General features: G+C 72.5%; 16 protein-coding genes. 11 read left to right on the top strand and 5 right to left on the bottom strand.

What is annotated here, in order from left to right:
• The first annotated feature begins 15 nt into the window (after positions 1-15).
• From J8403_RS33170 to J8403_RS33190, 5 genes are all read left to right on the top strand, one after another.
• Positions 16-1,119 carry an LLM class flavin-dependent oxidoreductase gene (locus J8403_RS33170; protein WP_211126365.1) on the top strand — a complete coding sequence of 368 codons (1,104 nt, stop codon included), beginning with the start codon at positions 16-18 and terminating at the stop codon, positions 1,117-1,119.
• A complete protein-coding gene (locus J8403_RS33175) occupies positions 1,116-2,417 on the top strand; it encodes an NtaA/DmoA family FMN-dependent monooxygenase (RefSeq protein WP_211126366.1) in 1,302 nt (433 codons plus the stop codon). The genes J8403_RS33170 and J8403_RS33175 overlap by 4 nt, the downstream gene beginning before the upstream one ends.
• 320 nt (positions 2,418-2,737) lie before the next feature.
• Entirely contained in the window at positions 2,738-3,643 is a 906-nt protein-coding gene (locus J8403_RS33180) for a S1 family peptidase (RefSeq protein ID WP_211126367.1), read from the top strand.
• A 240-nt stretch (positions 3,644-3,883) separates the two neighbouring features.
• On the top strand, positions 3,884-4,816 hold the full coding sequence (locus J8403_RS33185) for a slipin family protein (RefSeq protein ID WP_211126368.1): 933 nt from the start codon (positions 3,884-3,886) through the stop codon (positions 4,814-4,816).
• Positions 4,817-5,184: 368 nt separating this feature from the next.
• Complete coding sequence (locus J8403_RS33190) at positions 5,185-6,261, top strand: S1 family peptidase (RefSeq protein ID WP_211126369.1); 1,077 nt, start codon at positions 5,185-5,187, stop codon at positions 6,259-6,261.
• 143 nt (positions 6,262-6,404) lie between these two features.
• Here J8403_RS33190 and J8403_RS33195 read toward each other — a convergent pair whose 3' ends face one another.
• Both J8403_RS33195 and J8403_RS33200 read right to left on the bottom strand, forming a co-directional pair.
• Positions 6,405-6,848 (bottom strand): subtilase-type protease inhibitor, encoded by a 444-nt coding sequence (locus J8403_RS33195; RefSeq protein ID WP_059146915.1) that lies wholly within the window; start codon positions 6,846-6,848, stop codon positions 6,405-6,407.
• Between the two features lie 384 nt (positions 6,849-7,232).
• Positions 7,233-7,685, bottom strand: a complete 453-nt coding sequence (locus tag J8403_RS33200) for a PPOX class F420-dependent oxidoreductase (RefSeq protein ID WP_237516424.1) — start codon at positions 7,683-7,685, stop codon at positions 7,233-7,235.
• 227 nt (positions 7,686-7,912) lie between these two features.
• Between J8403_RS33200 and J8403_RS33205 the strand changes: the two genes are divergently transcribed.
• From J8403_RS33205 to J8403_RS33215, 3 genes are all read left to right on the top strand, one after another.
• Positions 7,913-11,608 carry a DNA polymerase III subunit alpha gene (locus J8403_RS33205; RefSeq protein ID WP_211126371.1) on the top strand — a complete coding sequence of 1,232 codons (3,696 nt, stop codon included), beginning with the start codon at positions 7,913-7,915 and terminating at the stop codon, positions 11,606-11,608.
• A gap of 197 nt (positions 11,609-11,805) precedes the next feature.
• Positions 11,806-12,867, top strand: a complete 1,062-nt coding sequence (locus tag J8403_RS33210; RefSeq protein WP_211126372.1) for a DNA polymerase Y family protein — start codon at positions 11,806-11,808, stop codon at positions 12,865-12,867.
• A gap of 346 nt (positions 12,868-13,213) precedes the next feature.
• Positions 13,214-14,161, top strand: a complete 948-nt coding sequence (locus J8403_RS33215) for an esterase/lipase family protein (RefSeq protein WP_246586104.1) — start codon at positions 13,214-13,216, stop codon at positions 14,159-14,161.
• A 214-nt stretch (positions 14,162-14,375) separates the two neighbouring features.
• Here J8403_RS33215 and J8403_RS33220 read toward each other — a convergent pair whose 3' ends face one another.
• Positions 14,376-14,840: a MarR family winged helix-turn-helix transcriptional regulator gene (locus tag J8403_RS33220; RefSeq protein WP_211126373.1), complete on the bottom strand. Its 465-nt coding sequence runs from the start codon at positions 14,838-14,840 to the stop codon at positions 14,376-14,378.
• A 92-nt stretch (positions 14,841-14,932) separates the two neighbouring features.
• Here J8403_RS33220 and J8403_RS33225 point away from each other — a divergent pair, with 92 nt between their 5' ends.
• Complete coding sequence (locus J8403_RS33225; RefSeq protein ID WP_211126374.1) at positions 14,933-15,349, top strand: MarR family winged helix-turn-helix transcriptional regulator; 417 nt, start codon at positions 14,933-14,935, stop codon at positions 15,347-15,349.
• Positions 15,350-15,412: 63 nt separating this feature from the next.
• Here J8403_RS33225 and J8403_RS33230 read toward each other — a convergent pair whose 3' ends face one another.
• Positions 15,413-15,829, bottom strand: a complete 417-nt coding sequence (locus J8403_RS33230; RefSeq protein WP_272934578.1) for an organic hydroperoxide resistance protein — start codon at positions 15,827-15,829, stop codon at positions 15,413-15,415.
• Between the two features lie 119 nt (positions 15,830-15,948).
• Here J8403_RS33230 and J8403_RS33235 point away from each other — a divergent pair, with 119 nt between their 5' ends.
• Positions 15,949-16,464: a MarR family winged helix-turn-helix transcriptional regulator gene (locus J8403_RS33235; protein WP_246586105.1), complete on the top strand. Its 516-nt coding sequence runs from the start codon at positions 15,949-15,951 to the stop codon at positions 16,462-16,464.
• 168 nt (positions 16,465-16,632) lie between these two features.
• On the opposite strand, the gene J8403_RS33240 is transcribed toward J8403_RS33235, so the two are convergent.
• Positions 16,633-17,685, bottom strand: a complete 1,053-nt coding sequence (locus tag J8403_RS33240; RefSeq protein WP_211126376.1) for a lytic polysaccharide monooxygenase auxiliary activity family 9 protein — start codon at positions 17,683-17,685, stop codon at positions 16,633-16,635.
• A gap of 289 nt (positions 17,686-17,974) precedes the next feature.
• On the opposite strand from J8403_RS33240, the gene J8403_RS33245 reads away from it, so the two are divergent.
• On the top strand, positions 17,975-20,359 hold the full coding sequence (locus J8403_RS33245; RefSeq protein WP_211126377.1) for a carboxyl transferase domain-containing protein: 2,385 nt from the start codon (positions 17,975-17,977) through the stop codon (positions 20,357-20,359).
• The last annotated feature ends 70 nt before the right edge of the window (positions 20,360-20,429 follow it).

A 20,429-nucleotide genomic window follows, 5' to 3' on the forward strand; every position in this document is an offset into this window, starting at 1 on the left:
AGGAAGGCCCTGACCATGGCCGTACCGACCGGCACCCTGCACCTGGCCGCCGCCATCGACGGCGACGGGCGGTACCAGGCGCCGTACTACGTGGAGCTCGCCCGCCTCGCCGAGGAGGGCACGCTCGACTTCATCACCCTGGACGACACCTTCGGCCCTCCGGGGCCGGGCCGGGGCAGGCTCGACGCGCTCGCCGTCCTCGCGCGTGTCGCGCCCGCCACCGGGCGGATCGGACTGGTGCCGACCGTCACCACCACCCACACCGAGCCGTTCCATGTCTCCTCCGCCGTGGCCACTTTGGACTGGGTCAGCCGCGGCCGGGCGGGCTGGCGGGTCGAGGTGTCGGCGACGGAGGCGGAGGCGCGGCTGGTGGGCCGCCGACCCGCGGCGCCCGCCGGGGAGCTGTGGGCCGAGGCGGGGGAGGTCGCCGATGTGGTGGCCCGGCTGTGGGACAGCTGGGAGGACGACGCCGAGATCCGTGACACCGCCACCGGCCGCTTCATCGACCGCGACAAGCTGCACTACGTGGATTTCGAGGGCGCGCACTTCTCGGTGCGCGGCCCGGCCATCGTGCCCCGGCCGCCGCAGGGCCACCCGGTGGTGGCCGTCGCCGCCACCGACCCGGTGACCTGGCAGACCGCGGCCCGACACGCCGATGTGGTGTACCTGCGCGCCACCTCCCCGGAGGAGGCGGGCCGCATCCGCGACGAGCTGAAGCGCCGGGCGGTGGCGCACGGCCGGGAGCCCGGCTCACTCACCGTGCTCGCCGCCCTCGCCGTGGACCTGGCCGACGGGGAGGGCGCGCCCGGGACCGCCCCGGCCGTGAACGCGCCGGTCACGCCGGCCGACACGCCGGGCGGACCTCCGCTGTACCGCGGGGGACCGGCCGGGCTCGCCGAGCTGATCACCGGCTGGCACACCGCCGACGCGGTGGACGGCTTCCACATCACCCCCGTCGCCCCACGCCATGACCTGGAACGTTTCGTCAACGGCACCGTGGCGCCGCTCCAGCACCGAGGGCTGTTCCGCACCTGCTATCCCGGTGCGACACTCCGCGACCACCTGGGGCTTTCCCGTCCGGCCAGCCGCTACGCCCTGGAGCGGGAGGCCGCCCGATGAGCAGGCAGCACAAGCAGATCCATCTCGCGGCCCACTTCCCCGGGGTCAACAACACCACCGTCTGGACCGACCCCCGGTCCCGCAGCCAGATCGACTTCGACTCCTTCGAACATCTCGCGCGCACCGCCGAGCGCGGGCTGTTCGACTTCTTCTTCCTCGCCGAGGGGCTGCGGCTGCGCGAGCACAACGGCCGGATCCATGACCTCGACGTGGTCGGCAGACCGGAGTCGATCACCGTGCTGAACGCGCTCGCGGCCGTCACCGAACGGCTGGGGCTGGCCGCCACCGTCAACGCCACGTTCAACGAACCGTACGAACTGGCCCGCCGGCTGGCCTCCCTGGACCATCTCAGCGGGGGCCGCGCCGCCTGGAACGTGGTCACCTCCTCCGACGCCTTCACCGGCGAGAACTTCCGGCGCGGCGGCTTCCTGGACCGGGCCGACCGTTACACCCGGGCCGCCGAGTTCGTCGCCACCGCCCGTGAGCTGTGGGACTCCTGGACGCCGGACGGCACGCCCCGCCCGTTCGCCCACACCGGCCGGCACTTCACCATCGACGGCGAGTTCGGCGTGCCCCGTTCACCGCAGGGCCATCCGGTGGTGATCCAGGCCGGGGACTCCGACGAGGGCCGGGAGTTCGCCGCCTCCGCCGCCGACATCATCTTCACCCGGCACGGCTCACTGGAGGCCGGGCGCACCTTCTACGCCGACGTCAAGCGGCGGCTCGCGCGGTACGGGCGCGCCCCGGAGGAGCTGAAGATCATGCCCGGGGTGACCCTGGTCCTCGGCGACACCGCGGCCGACGCCCAGGAGAAGGCCGCCGAGATCCGGCTCCAGCAGGTCTCCCCGCAGACCGCGCTGCTCACCCTGGAGCAGATCTGGGGTGTGGACCTGTCCGGCTACGACCCGGACGGGCCGCTTCCGGACATCGACCCCGACCCCGACTCCCAGCTGACCCAGGGCCGGGTGCGGCATGGCGATCCGCTGGCCGTCGCCGCCAAGTGGCGGGCGCTGTCGGAGGAGAAAGGGCTGTCCATCCGGCAGACCGTCATCGAGGCGAACGGGCGTCAGTCGTTCATCGGCACCCCGGAGGCGGTCGCGGCGCAGATGGCGGAATTCGTCGCCACCGACGCCGCCGACGGCTTCATCCTCGTACCTCATCTGACCCCCGGCGGGCTCGATGACTTCGTGGGCCGGGTGGTGCCGCTGCTGCAGGAGCGAGGGGTGTTCCGCACCGCGTACACCGGTACGACACTCCGTGACCACCTGGGACTTCCCTATCCGGGGGAGCGGGGCTGAGCGGCTGCGCACCGGCCCGGCCGCGGGGAGGTGACCGGTGGCGCTATAGCGGAACCCGATCGCCCGCGCGTCCGTCTCAGGGGTTACCCAGGGGATGGGAGCACAAGCCCCGGCGGCCTGAACCCGCCGGGGCTATGTGGCGTGTGTCCGAAGGCTGTTCCGAATTGTCCTCTTGCGCGGTCTGCCCGCGGCCACGAATACTTCCGGAAGCGCTTGTCAGGGGCACGTCGAATCGGACGTATCGGTCGTCGACGTGCTCATTGACTGCGCCTCACGGGCCTGCCCACCCAGGCGGACCCCCGATTCCCCCGGAGGAAGAGTTGAGGATCAAGCGCAATGCCCCCCACGGCAAGCAGGCGAGACGCATCGCCCTGATCGCCGCGACCTCGGCCCTGGTGGCCGGAGCGGCGCTCGCCGCCCCCGCCGCCTACGCCGGAAGCGACGGCACCCGCACCTTCAGTGCGGCGGAGGCCAAGTCGGCGAGCAACGCCGTCCTCGAGGCCGATGTCGCGGGCACCGCCTGGTATGTCGACAAGGCGACCAACAAGCTCACGGTCACCGCCGACAGCACGGTGTCCCAGAGCGAGATAGCCAAGATCAAGAACACCGCCGGCGCGAGTGCCGACGCGATCGAGATCAAGCGGACCCCCGGCAAGATTCAGAAGCTGATCTCGGGCGGAGACGCGATCTACGCGAGTAGCTGGCGCTGCTCCCTCGGCTTCAACGTGCGCAACAGCAGTGGGGCCAACTACTTCGTCACCGCCGGTCACTGCACCGACGGTGCGGGCACCTGGTGGTCGAACTCCGGCCACACCACCACCATCGGCCCGACGTCCGGCTCCAGCTTCCCGACCAACGACTACGGTCTGGTCCGGTACAGCGGCTCGGTCACCCCCCAGGGCACCGTAGGCAGCCAGGACATCACCTCGGCCGCCAACCCGTCCGTGGGCCAGACGGTCACCCGGCGCGGCTCCACCACCGGCATCCACAGCGGCCGGGTCACCGCGCTGAACGCCACGGTCAACTACGGCAATGGCGACATCGTCTACGGCATGATCCAGACCACGGTCTGCGCCGAGCCCGGCGACAGCGGCGGCCCGCTCTACGCCGGCTCCACCGCCCTCGGCCTCACCTCCGGCGGCAGCGGCAACTGCACCTCCGGTGGCACCACGTTCTTCCAGCCGGTCGTCGAGGCGCTGAACGCGTACGGCGTGAGCGTCTACTGATCGGCGCCGTCCCTTCGCTGATCATCTCCCCACAGGGCTGAACGAGAGTCCCCGTCCGGGCCACCGGGCGGGGGCTCTTCGCGCCTTTGGGCAAGGCCTTTGGGCAGGGCCCTGGGCGGGGCTTTCCGTGCCGCCGGAAGGGGGTATTCCGCAGCCCTCCCCACCGCCCGACGGGCGGACTATCGTGGACATGTACCCCACGAGGGGCATTGTTCGCGATACGGACGGCAGGTGGCCGTGATGGTCGATGCGCTCGTGACATTGATAGTGGTACTGGCTTGCCTCGGCGCCCTTGGCGTGCTGGCCGCGGCCCGGGTGGTCAAGCAGTACGAACGGGGTGTGGTCTTCCGGCTCGGGAGGCTGCGCTCGGATATCCGGGGGCCCGGGTTCACCATGATCACTCCGGTGGTCGACCGGCTCCAGAAGGTCAATATGCAGATCGTGACGATGCCCGTCCCCGCCCAGGAGGGCATCACCCGGGACAATGTGACCGTGCGGGTCGACGCCGTCGTCTACTTCAAGGTCGTGGACCCGGCCGAAGCGCTCATCGCGGTCGAGGACTACCGCTTCGCCGTCTCCCAGATGGCCCAGACCTCGCTGCGGTCGATCATCGGAAAGAGCGATCTGGACGATCTGCTCTCCAACCGCGAGAAGCTCAACCAGGGCCTGGAGCTCATGATCGACAGCCCGGCCGTCGGCTGGGGCGTCCATATCGACCGGGTGGAGATCAAGGACGTCTCGCTGCCGGAGACCATGAAGCGGTCGATGGCCCGTCAGGCCGAGGCCGACCGGGAGCGCCGCGCGCGGGTCATCAACGCGGACGCGGAGCTGCAGGCGTCGAAGAAGCTGGCCGAGGCCGCTTCCCAGATGGCCGACACCCCCTCGGCCCTCCAGTTGCGGCTGCTGCAGACGGTGATGGCGGTCGCCGCCGAGAAGAACTCCACGCTGGTGCTGCCCATCCCGGTCGAGCTGCTGCGCTTCCTGGAGCGTGGCGCACAGGAGATCCCGGCCGCGCTCCGGGCGGAGGGCGAGGCGGAGGGCGGCGCTCCGGCCGCCGGTCCGGCCGCCGCCCCGGAGCGGGAGGCCGCGCCCGCGCAGCCGGCCCAGCCCGCCCGGCAGGCGATGCCCACGCTCACCGAGCGCGAGCCGGAGCCGCATGCCGTGGACCGGTGACGTGAAACCCGCCGCTCCCGCCGGAGGTGATCGGATCCGCCAAGAAGGCTCTCGCCGGAGGGACTTCGCCAGCGGATCCCCGTGTGATTGATTCGCCCGGTTTGACGTACTGTCCGGATACCTGATTCGGTGCCCGTACACCCAGAAGGTGTGCGGGCACCGCCATGTCCGGACATGAGGTCGCCGGGTAAATTTCACGTCCGTGACGTGAGCGCACCCTTGTGCGCGGCCGGTGGTGATGGGAATACTCGGCGGCGCAATTTGGCATGGACGCGCCCCTGAGTGGGGAGAAGCGCCATGTCACTACGCCCTCCGGGCCCTGGCACCCCACTGCCGTCGGGCCCAACCCCCCACTGGAAGGCAGAGACTTGAAGCACCGCCGCATACCCAAGCGTCGTGTCGCCATAGCCGGAGCCGGCATCGCGGCCCTGGTCGCCACGGGCATCACCCTGCAGAGCGCCAACGCCGCCCCCGGTGAGCCCCAGCCCGACACCCTCTCGGTCGGCGCCGCCGGAAAGCTCGCCAACACCCTCACCTCCTCGCTCAAGAGCGACACGGCGGGTGCGTACTACGACGCCAAGACCAAGAAGCTCGTCGTCAATGTGGTCAACAAGGGCGTCGTGGACAAGGTCCGGGACGCCGGGGCCGAGGTCAAGGTCGTCAAGCACACCCTGGCCGAGCTGAGCAAGGCGCGTCAGACGCTCAAGGAGAAGGCCACCATCCCCGGCACCTCCTGGTCGGTGGACCCCAGAAGCAACAAGGTCGTCGTCACCGCGGACAGCTCCGTCAAGGGCGCCCGGATGGCCACCCTCGACAAGGTCGCCGGCGCGCTGGGCGACAAGGTCGAGGTGAAGCGCTCGGCCGGTAAGTTCTCCACCTTCATCGCCGGTGGCGACGCCATCTGGGGCAACGGCGGGCGCTGCTCGTTGGGCTTCAACGTGGTCAAGGGCGGCCAGCCGTACTTCCTGACCGCCGGTCACTGCACCGAGGCCATCAGCAGCTGGTCGGACTCGCAGGGCGGCGAGGAGATCGGCACCAACGAGGGCAGCGACTTCCCCGGTAACGACTACGGGCTGGTCAAGTACACCAAGGACACCGACCACCCGAGCGCGGTCGACCTCTACAACGGCAGCACCCAGGCCATCTCCAAGGCCGGTGACGCCACGGTCGGCCAGAAGGTGACGCGCAGCGGCTCCACCACCCAGGTGCACGACGGCGAGGTCACCGGCCTCAATGCGACCGTCAACTACCAGGAAGGGTCGGTCGAAGGGCTGATCCAGACCAACGTCTGCGCCGAGCCCGGCGACAGCGGCGGCGCGCTCTTCGCGGGCGACACGGCCCTGGGGCTGACCTCCGGCGGCAGCGGTGACTGCTCCTCGGGCGGCGAGACCTTCTTCCAGCCGGTGCCGGAGGCGCTGCAGGCGTTCGGCGCCGAGATCGGCTGACCTGGGACGCGTTTCGCTCCCGCGGTCCGCTCCGTGTGAACAAGAGCAGGCCCCCGGACACCCGTGGACGGTGTCCGGGGGCTTTCCCCTTGCCGTGCTCAGCCTGTTGTGTTCATCGCTGCGCCCGGCGGTCGTTCAGACGGTCAGAACTCGAAGACCATCGTCGGGGCCGCGCTCTTGAAGCAGTTGTTCGCGAAGGTGTGCTCGTACGACACCCGGCGGCCGTCCCAGATCCCCTCGGCGGTCACCGTGATGGGGTGCCACTCCTTGGTGCACACCCGGCCGGGCTCCGCGCCGGTGCGCAGCTGGCCGAACGTGCCGCCCACGGAGCGGAGTTCGGCGCATGCCTTGGCGGGGGCCGGGTGGGTGCCGGTGGCGGTGGGGCGACAGCTCAGTGTCACCGCTCGCTGGACCTCGGTCGTGGCGCCGTCGGCCCCCCAGCCGACGGTGAGGACCAGCGCGGAGGGCGGGTACAGGCTCTGCGGCTTGGCGGGCTGGGCGCTGGCCGTGCCGCTCGTGCCGATCCCCAGCACGGCGCTCACGGCCAGAGCGGCTCCGAGCCCGATCGCCCCAGTAGTCTTCCGCATTTCGAACACTCCCTTGCTCGTCGTTGCAGATACCGGACGGAGTCTTACGCGGTGCGTGTCAGGAACGCACGTCGATCGAGCACTTCCGGTCGCTACAAGTAGTCGTTCGGTGGCTTATTGTCGCGTGCGGAAGAGGGCCGGGCGCGGAACGCCGCGTGGCGACCGGGTGCGCGACAGTGTGCGGATTGCGCCCCTCAGGGGACCCGGTGCCATTTCGCGCCCCCGGTGGAGGGCGTGCTCAGCGAGGTGCTGAGGCGCTCAAATCGATTCAAGGGTGCTCAGGTGAGCAATCCCGGGTGATGTCCATGATGCCTCTGGGGCGGGGGCTGCCGCACGCCCCGCTGGAGCGAGAACCTGCCAGGGCAAGCTGACCGGTGTCGGCCGCTAGTCCAGCTCTCCGCTCAGGGCCCCGGACTGCCGGCCCCAGCCGTAACCGCGCCCCACGCGCAACCGCAGCACCAGCCGCCGCTCGGCCACCATCGCGGTGCGGAACTCCTCCCAGTCCGGATGGTCGCCCTGGATCGCGCGGTAGACCTCCACCAGCTCATCGGCGGTGGCGTCATGGGGGTCGGCGGCGACCGGCGTCAGCTCGGCGTCGCCCTCGGCGACCAGATAGGAGGAGTGGTCCCCGCTGGTGACGTAGAAACTCGCACGCGGATCGCGGCGCAGATTGCGGGTCTTGGCGCGGTCATCGGTGACCGAGATCCGGATGAGGCGCGTCGCGGGGTCATAGGTGAAGGCGACATTGGACAGCTGTGGCCGTCCATCGCGCTTGAGGGTGACGAGCGCGCCGGTGCGCTGCTCCCGTAGCAGCTCGAGCGGGGATCCCTCCGTCATGGTGATCAGCATACGCGCGGGGCGCTGACCGGCCCATGGATTCGACCGACCGGCTTCCGCGCGTCGCGTTCACAAGGCGACACGCGGGATTTAAGGGCGTTTTAGGTGCTTATGGTGGAGAGGGGAAGCGCGATCGAACCGACTCGCACGCTTGTTCGAGAATGGGGTTATGGTGGGGCGTGGGACAAGCAGGGTCGGTCAGGGGGTGTGAGCAGCGGGAGGTGTGGATGCCAGGCTTCACGCATCTGCACACCGCGTCCGGGTTCTCCCTGCGGTACGGGGCCGCGCACCCGGAGCGGCTGGCGCAGCGTGCCGCCGAGCGCGGCATGGACGCGATCGCGCTGACCGACCGCGACAGCCTCGCCGGAGCGGTGCGGTTCGCCCGGGCGTGCGAGCGCGCGGGGGTGCGGCCGCTCTTCGGGGTGGACCTCGCCGTACGGAGGGAGGACCCGGAGCCGGGACGCACCGTTCGGCGCCGTACGCCGGTGCGCGGCGGGGCCTTCATCGACGAGTCCACACCCCGGGCGGTCTTCCTCGCCCGGGACGGCGCGGCCGGCTGGGCCGCCCTGTGCGGGCTGGTCTCCGCCGCCCACGCGGGGCTCACCCACTCCGGATCCGCCCGGACGAACGGCGACGGGCCGCCCCTGCTGCACTGGCGCGACCTGGTGAGCGACCCCGGCGCGCTCGCCCCGCTGACCGTGCTGCTCGGCCCGGACTCCGACGTCGGCCGGGCCCTGGCCGCCGGGCGCCCCGACCGGGCCGCGCGGCTGATCGCCCCCTGGCGCGAACTCTTCGGCGACGCGCTGCGGCTGGAGGCCGTATGGCACGGCCGCACCGGCGCCGGCCCGGGCTCGCTGCGGCTCGCCGCCCGTACCGTCGGCTTCGCCGCCGACCAGGGCATCCCGGCCGTGCTGAGCAACGCCGCCCGTTACGCCGATCCGGGGGAGGGGCCGGTCGCCGATGTCCTGGACGCGGCCCGCCGGCTCGTCCCCATCGACTCGCGCACCCCCGGGGCGCTCGACAGCGGCGAGCGCTGGCTCAAGGGGCCCCGGGACATGGCGAAGGCGGCCGAGCGGATCGTGGAGGCGGCCGGGATGCGGCGGGACGCCGCGCACCGCCTGCTGGAGGAGACCCGGCGCACCGCCGCCGCGTGTCTGGTCGACCCCGAGGACCACATCGGCCTGGGCAGCGTCCACTTCCCCGAGCCCCGGCTGGTCGGGGCCGGGCGGCGGAGCGCCGAGCGGGTGCTGCGGTCGCGCTGCGCCGCCGCCATGGTGCTGCGGGGATACGACCGGGACCGGGTGCGCTGGGAGCGGCTCGAGGACGAGCTGCGCACCATCGAACGGCTCGGCTTCGCCTCGTACTTCCTCACCGTCGCGCAGGTCGTCGACGACACCCGGGAGCTCGGCATCCGGGTGGCCGCCCGTGGCTCGGGCGCCGGGTCGTTCGTCAACCACCTGCTGGGCATCACCCACGCCGACCCGGTGGCCAACGGCCTGATGATGGAGCGCTTCCTGTCGGAGCGGCGCGCCGCGCTGCCCGATATCGACATCGATGTGGAGTCCGCGCGCCGGCTCGACGTCTATCGCGCGATCTTCGAGCGGTTCGGGGCGGAGCGGGTCGCGACCGTCTCGATGCCCGAGACCTACCGGGTGCGCCATGCCGTACGGGACGTGGGCGCGGCGCTCGGCATGGACCCGGCCGAGGTGGACCGGCTCGCCAAGTCCTTCCCGCACATCCGCGCCCGTGACGCCCGCGCGGCGCTCGCGGAACTGCCCGAGCTGCGGGCACTACGAGAAGCGACCGCCGAGCAGGAACGTTTCGGCAAGCTCTGGAACCTGGTCGAGGCGCTCGACGGGCTGCCCCGTGGCATCGCCATGCACCCCTGCGGCGTGCTGCTCTCGGACGCCGGGCTGCTGGCCCGTACGCCCATCGTGCCGACCAGCGGCGAGGGCTTTCCCATGTCGCAGTTCGACAAGGACGACGTGGAGGAGCTCGGACTGCTCAAGCTCGATGTCCTCGGGGTGCGGATGCAGTCCGCGATGGCGCACGCGGTCGCGGAGATCCGGCGGACCACCGGGCGGGTCGTGGACATCGACGACCCCGGGCAGGTCCGGCCCGGCGATCCGGCCACCTACGACCTGATCCGCTCCACCGAGACGCTCGGCTGCTTCCAGATCGAATCGCCCGGTCAGCGCGATCTCCTCGGTCGGCTGCAGCCCACCTCCTTCCACGATCTCGTGGTCGACATATCGCTCTTCCGGCCGGGCCCGGTCGCCGCCGACATGGTCCGGCCCTTCATCGACGCCCGGCACGGCCGCAAGCCCGCGCGCTATCCGCATCCGGACCTGGAGGACGCGCTGCGCGAGACCCACGGGGTCGTGGTCTTCCATGAGCAGATCATCAAGATCGTGTCGATCATGACCGGATGTGAACGGGACCTCGCCGACGAGGCGCGGCGCGCGCTGTCCGACCCCGAGCGGCAGGGGCGGGTGCGGGCCTGGTTCCACGCGGAGGCGGAGAAACGGGGCTACGCGCCGGAGGTGCTGCTACGCACCTGGGAGATCGTCGAGGCGTTCGGCTCGTACGGCTTCTGCAAGGCGCATGCCGTCGCCTTCGCGGTCCCGACGTATCAGTCCGCCTGGCTCAAGGCGCACCATCCGGCCGCCTTCTACGCCGGGCTGCTCACCCATGACCCCGGGATGTACCCGAAGCGGCTGCTGCTGGCGGACGCGCGCCGGCGCGGGGTGCCGATCCTGCCGCTGGATGTGAACCGGTCGGGCGCCGCCTATCGAATCGAACTGACGTCTGGTGATTCTCGGGGCGGAGGCGACAAGGGGGACAGGCGCGGGAAGGGAGACAGGCGCGGGGAGGGAGACAGGGGCGGGATGGGAGACAGGGGCGGGAAGGGAGACAGGCGCGGGATGGGGAGCGGAGACAGCCTCGGCGTCCGGCTGGCGCTGAGCGACGTCCACGGCATCAGCGAGGCCGAGACCGAGCGGATCGCGGCCGGACAGCCCTACTCCTCGCTCCAGGACCTGTGGCTGCGCGCCCACCCCGGGCGGCCGGTCGCCGAACGGCTGGCCCAGGTCGGCGCGTTGGACGCGTTCGGCACCAGCCGCCGCGATCTGCTGCTGCAGATCGCCGAACTGCACCGGCAGCAGCGGGGCGCCGCCCGGCGCGACGCCGAGGGCCAGCTTCCGCTGGCCGAAACCGGCCCCGCCGCCCCCGCCGGGCTCCCCGACCTCGACGCGGACGAACGCCTCGGCGCCGAACTCGGCATCCTCGGCATGGATGTCTCCCGCCATCTGATGGGCGACCACCGGGACTTCCTGGAGGAGCTGGGCGCGATCCCCGCGAAGCGGCTGCGCGACGCGCCGCACGGGGAGGTCGTACTCGTCGCCGGCGCCAAGGCCGCCACCCAGACCCCGCCGATCCGCTCGGGGCGCCGGGTCATCTTCACCACGCTCGACGACGGCACGGGGCTGGTCGACTGCGCCTTCTTCGACGACAGCCACGCGGCGTGCGCGCACACCGTCTTCCACTCCTGGCTGCTGCTCGTACGCGGCGTGGTCCAGCGGCGCGGCCCGCGCAGCCTCAGCGTCGTCGGCTCGGCCGTGTGGAACCTCGCCGAACTGGCCCGGCTCAGGAAGGAGGGCGGCCTTGAAGCGGTCGCCGCCGAACTGGCGGGGGCGGCCCCGGAGACGGCCGAAGCGGGCTCCGGCTCCGGCCGCGAAGCGGGCTCCGGCTCCGGCCGCGAAGCGGGCTCCGGCTCCGGCCGCGAAGGGGACTCCGACTCCGGTCGCCGCATCGAGATGCCCACCGGTTACGCCATGCACCCCTGGGCCGACCTCCAGCCCGCGGGCGACCAGGCCGCCACCGGCCGCAAGCTGTGGCATGCGAGCCCGGGGAGCGCGGGATGACGTCCGAACACCTCCTCCCGGTCCATCCGTTGGGCACCGCCCTGCCGGGTGTCGTGTCCGCGCCCGGCGTTCGGGCCGCCGCGCGCTGGGGTTCGGTTGAGGCGAGCGGGGGTTCAGCCCGGGCGAGCGGGGGTCCGGTTGAGGCGAGCGGGGGCGGCGGGGGCCGGGGCCCGGGCGAGCCGGGCCAAGGGGGCGAGGTGCCGCATGTGTTGTACGTGCGGTTCCATCCCGCGCCCGGGGAGGACGTCTACCAGGGCCTGCTCGCCCTGCTCGGCGAGCTGACGCCCGTCGTCGAGGCGCTGCCGCCCGATGCCGCGTTGGCGGATGTGCGGGGTGCGCTGCGGTACTTCGGGCGGGACGCGGCGGGGCTGGCCGAGATCGTACGGGTCCGGGCGCTGGCCCGGTACGGCGTGGACTGCACCGTCGGCGTCGCCGCCAACCCCCTGCTCGCCCGCATGGCCGTCTACGAGGCCCAGGAGTCCGGCGCCCCCGCGTCCAGGGGCGGCCGGTCCGGTGGCAGGTCCGGTGGTGGGTCCGGCGGCGGGTCCGGCCATGCGGCCGGGTCCGTCCGTACCGTTCCCGGCGATCCGGACGCCGTCGCCGCGTTCCTGGCGCGCAAGCCGCCCATCGCCCTGCCCGGGGTGGGGCCCGCGACCGCGCGCACCCTGAGCGCGTACGGGCTGGACAGCGCCGCGCGGATCGCCGCCGCGCCGCTGTCCACTCTGCAGCGGATCCTCGGCGCGACGACCGCGCGCCGCGTCCACGCGTGGGCGCGCGGTATCGATCCGGCGCCGGTCACCCCGAACGCCCCCGCCCGGGCGATGGGCGCGGAACACCGCTTCCGCCACGACGAGTTGGACCCCGTCCGCAGGCGCCGCGCGCTGCTCACCCTCGCCGACGGGCTCGGTGTCCGGCTGCGGACGAGCGGCCAGGTCGCGGCCGCGATCAGCGTCACCGTGCGCTACGCCGACCGCTCCACGACCACCCGCTCCCGCACCCTGACCGAGCCGACCGCGCACACCCCGGCGCTGACCGCCGCCGCGTACGCGCTGCATGACGCGCTCGGGCTGCAGCGGGCCCGGGTGCGGTCCGTGGCGCTGCGTGTCGAGGGGCTGATGGGCGCCGAACTCGCCTCCCATCAGCTCACGTTCGACCCCGCGGACGAGAAGTCACGCCGTCTGGAGGCCGCCGCCGACCGGGCCCGGGCCCGCTTCGGCATCTCCGCGGTCCGGCCCGCCGGATTCCTCGACGTCGCATAGCCCCGCCGGAGTCCTGGGACGTCACGTAACTCGCTTAACTCCGCAGTCCGTTGGGCGTCGTATACCACGCCGGCTTCCTGGACGTCGCGTAACCTCACCAGCACCACGGATGTCGTGTAACCCCACCAGTTTCCTGGTTGTCACGTAACCCGCCGGATTCCTGGACGTCGCGTGAAAAGGGTGTAAACGTTCCTTCACCGGCACATGGCTGGATGCCTTTGCTACTCGCGCGTAATTTCGATTGAGCGCACCACTTCTTGTGATCCGGATCGCAGGGCGCAGCGCAAGCGCACCGTCAGCGCACCCTCAGCGCGACTCTCTCCCCCACCAGCGAGGAGTTCATGTGATGCTGCCCTGGAGGCGTATCCGGCGATTCCGGAAGACCGCGAAGTCCGCGAAGTCCGCGGAGACCACGCAGACCGCGAAGTCCACGCAGACCAAGCCCCGTACGTTACTGCCCGCCCTGGCCCTCGCGGTCGCGGCGACCACGGCGACCCCCACCGCCGCGCTCGCCACGGACACCGCGTCGCAGGGGGTGAGCAGCGGCTGGAACGACTACTCCTGCAAGCCCTCGGCCCAACACCCCCGCCCCGTCGTCCTGGTGCACGGCACTCTCGGCAACTCCGTCGACAACTGGCTCGGCTTCGCGCCCTACCTGGTCAAACGGGGTTACTGCGTCTTCTCCCTCGACTACGGCCAACTGCCCGTCGTGCCGTTCTTCCACGGTCTCGGGGCGGTCGACCAGTCAGCGAAGCAGCTCTCCACCCATGTGGACCGGGTGCTCGCCGCCACCGGCGCCGCCAAGGTCGACATGGTCGGGCATTCGCAGGGCGGGATGATGCCCCGCTACTACCTCAAGTTCCTCGGTGGCGCGCCGAAGGTGAACGCCCTGGTCGGCATCGCCCCCACCAACCACGGCACGACCCTGTCCGGGCTGACGAAGCTGCTGGACTACTTCCCCGGGGTCGGCGATCTCATCGCCATGGGCGCCCCGGGGCTGATGGACCAGGTGGTCGGCTCGGACTTCCTGCGGCGCCTCAACGAGGGCGGCGACACCGTCCCCGGGGTGCGCTACACCGTCATCGCGACCAAGTACGACGAGGTCGCCACCCCCTACCGGGCACAGTTCCTCTCCGGTCCGAACGTCAAGAACGTGGTGATCCAGGATCTGTGCCCGACCGACATCTCCGAGCATCTGGCCATCGGGCTGACCGACGGTCTGGCCTTCCATGAGGCCGTCAATGCCCTCGATCCGGATCACGCCACCCCGACCACCTGTGCGTCGGACGACTGACGCTTGACAAAGGGGGTGACCCCGCCGCCCCGAGCGGGGTGGCGGGGTCACCCTTCGCCGTGCGGCGCGGTCGCTCTTCGCCGTGCGGCGTGGTCGCTCTTCGCCGTGCGGCGTGGTCGCTCTTCGCCGTGCGGCGTGGTCGCTCTTCGCCGTGCGGCGTGGTCGCTCTTCGCCGTGCGGCGTGGTCGCTCTTCGCCGGGCGGCAGGACGGGGTTCAGCGCGGCGGACGGCTCCCGAGCGCGTCCACGAAGCGCGTCAGCAGCCGTGCGAACTCCGCCCGGTCCGCCTCCGGCCACTCCTCCATCGCCTCCGCGAATACGGAGCGCCGGAAGCGGTGCACCTCATCCGTCATGGCGCGCCCTGCCTCGGTCCGTACGAGCAGGGCGCGTCGCCCGTCGGACTGGTCCGCCTCCCGCCGCACCAGCCCGGCCTCGACCGCCCCGGCGACGAGTCTGCTCGCCCGGGGCTGGTCGACGGCCAGGGCGGCGGCGATGTCGGAGACGGTGGGCGGGGTCCCGCTCTGCTCCGCCGCCTCGATGGCGTCGAGTACGTCGAACGAGGCGTCCCCGAGGGCGGGTCGGCCCGCGCGCCGTGCCAGTGACCGTCTGCTCTGGCTGCGGCGGATGGCGACCATGGCCCGTTCGACGGCGTCGGCGGGTCGCTCGGCGTTGTCGGCCACGTTGTCGCCCCTCGTTCCGTATTGCATAATCGATGACATCTACTTGTCATCTTACATGCAATCTCTACACGCAATCAGGAACGGGGAGTTCGATGAAGCCGATCGGATACTGGCTCAAGCACCTGGACGCGCTGATCGACGCGGACTTCGAGCGCGCCCTGGCCGGCAGTGGCCTCGCCCGGCGTCACTGGCAGGTGCTCAACTCGCTCGCCGCGGGCCCCAGAAGCGCCGATGAGCTCGCCGAGGCGCTCCGGCCCTTCTGGGGCGAGGGCGCGATCACCCTGGAGGAGGCGCTGGAGGCGCTCCAATCCCGGGGCTGGGTGACCCGCGCCGCCGACCGCGGCCCCTACTCCCTCACCCCGCCCGGCGCCGACGGCCACGCCGCCGTGGCGGAGCGGGTCGGCGCCACCCGGCGGCGGCTCATGGACGGGCTGACGGACGACCAGTACCTGGAGACGGTACGGGTGCTGAGCCGCATGGCCGCGAACCTCGAAGGCGCCTTGGCGTGACCGGCGCCCCGTGAGGGGGCCGCCGGTGCCGACCGGTGCCGACCGGTCCGGCCGTCGTCCGCATTACTCGGCGACGAGCTCGACCTCGAGGTTGCCTCGCGTCGCCTTGGAGTACGGGCAGACCTGGTGCGCCTGCTCGACCAGCTTGCGGCCGGTCTCGTTCTCCAGGTCGCTCGGCAGCTCGACGCGCAGCGTCACCTTGAGGCCGAAGCCGCCGTCCGCCTCGTCCTTGCCGATGCCGACCTCGGCGGTGACGGAGATGTCCTTGGTGTCGACCTTGCTCTGGCGGCCGACGAGGCCGAGCGCGGACGCGAAGCAGGCGGCGTAGCCCGCGGCGAAGAGCTGCTCGGGGTTGGTGCCCTGGCCGTTGCCGCCGAGGGCGGGCGGCATGGCGAGCGGCAGATCGAGCTGTCCGTCGGAGCTCACGGCCCGGCCGTCGCGTCCGTTGGCAGTGGCCACCGCGGTGTAGATCGCGTCCATGAAGACCATCCCTCTCGTGTTCAGGCAGTCGGTGAGGCGGGGGCTCGGGGTGGCCCCGCCTTCGAGCAGAAGTACAGCACACAATTAAGTTGTGCACAACTAAAGGGTACGCTGGACACATGTCACACCAGTCCGACCGCACCACCGACCCCACGACCGGGAGCACCGACCCCGAGCCGCCGTCCGCCGATGAACTGCTCCGGCTCGACCGGCAGCTCTGCTTCTCCCTGCACGCCGCCTCCCGCGCCTTCGACGGCCTCTACCGCCGGGTGCTGAGCGACACGGGGCTGACCTATCCGCAGTACCTGGCCATGCTGGTGCTCTGGGAGTACGGGGAGATGCCGGTCAAGCGGTTGGGGGAGTTCCTGCGGCTGGACTCGGGTACCCTCTCGCCGCTGCTCAAGCGGATGCAGACGGCCGGACTCGTCCAGCGCGAGCGCAGCGCACACGACGAGCGCTCGGTGACGGTCCGGCTGACGGCGGAGGGGACGGCGCTGAAGGAGCGCGCCCAGGGCGTACCCCTGAAGGCGATCGAGGCCAGTGGCCTCGGCCTGGAGGAGGCGGTGGACCTGCAGGCCCGGGTGCAGCGCCTGACGGCGGCCCTCGACGCGGCGCTGGCCGACGAGGAGGCGTAGGCGGGGGAGCCGCAAGACGGAGGAGAACGAGGCGGGGGAAAGGGGAAGAGCCGGTCCCGGGGGTGCCGTCAACCTCCCCGGAACCGGCTCGCTTCGATCGGCCGCGGTGACGTACGGCCTCGGCTGTGACTACGGCCTCAGCCTCCGTTACTGCCTACGGCCTCAGCCTCAGCCGCGGCCCCGCCGTACGGCCTTGCGGCGGTTGGCGGCGGCGAACAGCACGGCCGCGCCGGCGGCGAGGACCGCGGCGCCGCCGATGGCCATGGGAGCGGTGGATCCGTCGCCCCCGGTCTCGGCGAGACGCTGCCCGTCGGCGGCGCTGCCGTCCCGCGGTTCGTCGTTCGCGGCCATGACCTTGGCGCTCTTGGCCTCGGGCTGGTTCCCCTCCGTGCCCTTCCCGTCCGCCGCCTTCGGCTGGTGGTGGGCCTCGGCGCCGTCGTCACCGCCGTGGCCGTGGTGATCGACGGTCGACTTCTCGGCGCCCTTCGCTATCTGCGCGTCATTGGGCGCGGCGGCGGTCGGTGCGGAACTCGCGCTCGTCCCCGCCCCCTTGGCCGCCGCGGCCCCACCTCCGCCTCCGCCGAAGGTCACGTCCGAGCAGGTGTAGAACGCCTCCGGGCTGTCCGAGCGCTGCCAGACGCTGTAGATCAGATGGCGGCCCGACTTGTCGGGGACGTTGCCCGTGAAGACGTAACTCCCGTCCTTCAGCGTGGGATCGGTGACCTTGGCGAACGGCTCCGCCTCCAGGTCTGCCCAGGTCAGCGGCTTGGTCGGGTCGTAGCCGTCCTTGGTGACGTACAGCTCGAAGCTGCCCCGGTGGGGCGCGGTGGCCCGGTAGGTGAAGGTGTGCTCACCGGCCGTCATGGCGGTGGCGGGCCAGTCGGCGCGCGGCAGGTCCAGGCCCTTGTACTTGTCGCGGCCCGCGCTGCACAGCTTTCCGTCCGGGATGATCTCCTTGTGGCGCCCGGCGGCGTCCGGGATGTTGACCTCGTTCCAGTCGTAGAGCGCCTGGGTGCCGCCCGCCTGGACGGCCGCCTTGCAGGCCGCCGAGTCCGGGCTCTCCGGCCCCTCCGCGAAACACGCCGACACCCGGCTGACCGGGTCCTGCATCGAACCGTGCGCGGTGGCCGGGTCCGCGTTCAGCGCCGTGAGGGCGAGCGGTACCACGCCGAGCACGGCGAGCCGGGCGGTTCTGCGGTGAGCGGTCGCACGAGCGGTCATCGTCGGGGACTCCTTCGGTGGGGGACGCGCTGGGAGGTCACGCGGTTGGGGGGTGTGTGGTTGGGGGTGACGTGGTCGGGGTCATGCGGTTGGAGTGACGTGGTCGGGGGTCACGCGGTTGGGGGGTGACGCGCAGCACGCTAGCCCCGCCCAACGGCTCTCCCGCCGGTCTTATGGCGCCGTTAAGGAGCAGCTCAGGCAGAGCTGAGACTGGGCCGGTTCCGGGGGTACCCGAGGTGATCGCTCGCCGATGATTGCGGGGGGTCGGTGGCGTGGAAGGGTGACCCACATGACCGCAACGAACTCTTCCGGCGGCTCCGGCGGCGCGGGCGGCGCGGGCGCCTCCCGTGGCGCCTCTCGCGCCTCGGCCCGTGAGCTGATCGAGGCCATCGTCGACCCCGGCAGCTGGCACGGCTGGGACGAACCGGTGGAGATCACCACGGACGACCCCGACTACCGGGCCGACCTGGAGCGGGCACGCGAGCGCACCGGGCTGGACGAGTCGGTCATCACCGGTGAGGGCCGTATCGAGGGCCGCAGGGTGGCGCTGGTCGCCTGCGAGTTCCGCTTCCTGGCCGGCTCGATAGGGGTCGCCGCGGGGGAGCGGCTGGTACGGGCCGTGGAGCGGGCCACGGCGGAACGGCTGCCCCTGCTCGCGGCCCCGGCGTCGGGCGGCACCCGGATGCAGGAGGGCACGGTCGCGTTTCTGCAGATGGTGAAGGTGGCCGCGGCGATCACGGACCACAAGGCGGCGGGCCTGCCGTATCTCGTCCACCTCCGCCACCCCACGACCGGCGGCGTCCTCGCCTCCTGGGGCTCCCTCGGCCATGTCACCGCCGCCGAGCCGGGCGCCCTGATCGGCTTCATGGGCCCGCGGGTGCATGAGGCCCTGTACGGGGAGGAGTTTCCGCCCGGTGTGCAGAACGCCGAGAACCTGATGAACCACGGCCTGATCGACGCGGTGCTGCCGATGAGTCGCCTGTCGGGCGTGGCGGCACGGGTGCTGCGAGTCCTCTGCGCGGGCGGGCCCGCCACGGCCTCAGGTCCTGGGACCGCGGCGGGTTCCGGCTCCGGGCCCGCCACGGCCTCCGGCCTCGGGACGGCCCCGGGTTCCGGCCCCGGGGTGGCCCCGGCTCCCTCCACCGCCCCAGCGGCGGAGGGGCCCGGGCGGCGCGGGGATGCAGCCGAGTCCTCCATCGAGCCCGCGCCCAGGGCGCCGGGCGCAGCACGGGCGGCGGGCGATGCGGCTGCCCCGCGCGCATCGGCGGCCGCCCGCGGCACAGCCGGGCCCGCCGCGGAGGCGAAGTCCGGCACGCCGGGTGATGCGCCCGGCGGGACACCGGAGCGGCGCGAGGGTTCGTCGGCCGGGGGCGGCCCCTCAGCCGCGACCGGCAGTGGGCGTGGCGGCGCGGGTAGCGCGGGCGGCGCGGGCGGCGCGGAGTCGAAGGGAACTGCCGCGCGCGGCGAGGGTGCCGGGGCCGGGGCCGAGGAGCGGCGGGACGCGGAGGCCGGGCCCTCGTCCGTCGTCCACGGGCACGTGGCGCCTGCCGGGCGCGGCGCCGAACGGGGCGCGGGTGGCGTCGCCACGCCGGAGGCGGCCGGGGGTGTGGGGTCCGCCCACGATCAGGTCGGGTCCGCCGCCTTCGCCGGGGCCGGAGGGACCAACGCGGCGTCCGACGACGCGGGGCCGGAGGCCGTCGCGCCGTCGGCGGAGGTGTCGATACGGGCTTCGCGGCGGGCCGAGCGACCCGGGGTACGGGATCTGTTGCGGGTCGCCGCCGAGGACGTGAGTCCGCTCAGCGGTACGGGGGCCGGGGAGCACGATCCCGGGTTGTTGCTCGCGCTCGCTCGGGTCGGCGGGACGCCCTGCGTCGTCCTCGGCCACAACCGGCGCAGCGCCCGCGAAGGCGACACGTCCGAGGGGCCGGGGGAGGGGCAGGCGCTGGGCCCGGCGGGGTTGCGGACCGCGCGGCGCGGGATGCACATCGCCGCCGAGCTCGGGCTGCCGCTGCTCACCGTCATCGACACCGCCGGCGCCGCGCTCAGCCGCGAGGCCGAGGAGGGCGGGCTCGCGGCGGAGATAGCGCGGTGCCTCGCCGACATGGTGACCCTGCCCGCGCCCACCCTCTGCCTGCTGCTCGGCCAGGGCGCCGGCGGCGCCGCGCTCGCGCTGCTCCCCGCCGACCGGGTCGTGGCCGCGCGCCACGCCTGGCTGTCGCCGCTGCCGCCGGAGGGCGCGTCCGCGATCCTCCACCGCACGACGGAGCGGGCGTACGAGGTGGCCGCCCGCCAGGGCGTACGCTCCGCCGACCTCCTCGCCCAGGGCATCGTCGACCGTCTTGTGGAGGAGGACGCCTCCGACTCCGGGGACGCCTCCCGCGTCGGGGACGCCTCCCGCGTCGGGGATGGCTCCCGCGTCGGGGACGCCTCCCGCGTCGGGGATGGCTCCCGCGTCGGGGATGGCTCCCGCGTCGGGGACGCCTCCCAGGTCGAGGCTGCCTCCGGGGCGCCGGAGACCTCGCAAGCCGGGGACGCCTCCCGCGCCCCCGACGCCTTCCTCAGCCGCCTCGGCCATCTCCTCGGTGCCGAACTCGCCGCCCTCCGCGCCCAGGACCCGGACGAGCGGCTCGCCGCGCGTCGGGTCCGTCATCGCCGGATCGGGCTACCCCGTTGACGCCGTCCGATGATGGTTGTTGACGGCTAATCAGGGCCAAACGGGCGGACCGGCACGTCGAATTAGCGGT

Origin of the sequence: Streptomyces yatensis, assembly GCF_018069625.1 — a bacterium.
Classification (GTDB): domain Bacteria; phylum Actinomycetota; class Actinomycetes; order Streptomycetales; family Streptomycetaceae; genus Streptomyces; species Streptomyces yatensis.

Excerpts from the sequence above, each read along its gene's own strand:
- J8403_RS33235 (WP_246586105.1), top strand. The coding sequence starts at position 15,949 with ATGTCACACCAGTCCGACCGCACCACCGACCCCACGACCGGGAGCACC.
- J8403_RS33205 (WP_211126371.1), top strand. The coding sequence starts at position 7,913 with ATGCCAGGCTTCACGCATCTGCACACCGCGTCCGGGTTCTCCCTGCGG.
- J8403_RS33225 (WP_211126374.1), top strand. The coding sequence starts at position 14,933 with ATGAAGCCGATCGGATACTGGCTCAAGCACCTGGACGCGCTGATCGAC.
- J8403_RS33215 (WP_246586104.1), top strand. The coding sequence starts at position 13,214 with ATGCTGCCCTGGAGGCGTATCCGGCGATTCCGGAAGACCGCGAAGTCC.
- J8403_RS33200 (WP_237516424.1), bottom strand. The coding sequence starts at position 7,685 with ATGACGGAGGGATCCCCGCTCGAGCTGCTACGGGAGCAGCGCACCGGC.
- J8403_RS33240 (WP_211126376.1), bottom strand. The coding sequence starts at position 17,685 with ATGACCGCTCGTGCGACCGCTCACCGCAGAACCGCCCGGCTCGCCGTG.
- J8403_RS33185 (WP_211126368.1), top strand. The coding sequence starts at position 3,884 with ATGGTCGATGCGCTCGTGACATTGATAGTGGTACTGGCTTGCCTCGGC.
- J8403_RS33245 (WP_211126377.1), top strand. The coding sequence starts at position 17,975 with ATGACCGCAACGAACTCTTCCGGCGGCTCCGGCGGCGCGGGCGGCGCG.
- J8403_RS33170 (WP_211126365.1), top strand. The coding sequence starts at position 16 with ATGGCCGTACCGACCGGCACCCTGCACCTGGCCGCCGCCATCGACGGC.
- J8403_RS33230 (WP_272934578.1), bottom strand. The coding sequence starts at position 15,829 with ATGGACGCGATCTACACCGCGGTGGCCACTGCCAACGGACGCGACGGC.
- J8403_RS33195 (WP_059146915.1), bottom strand. The coding sequence starts at position 6,848 with ATGCGGAAGACTACTGGGGCGATCGGGCTCGGAGCCGCTCTGGCCGTG.
- J8403_RS33175 (WP_211126366.1), top strand. The coding sequence starts at position 1,116 with ATGAGCAGGCAGCACAAGCAGATCCATCTCGCGGCCCACTTCCCCGGG.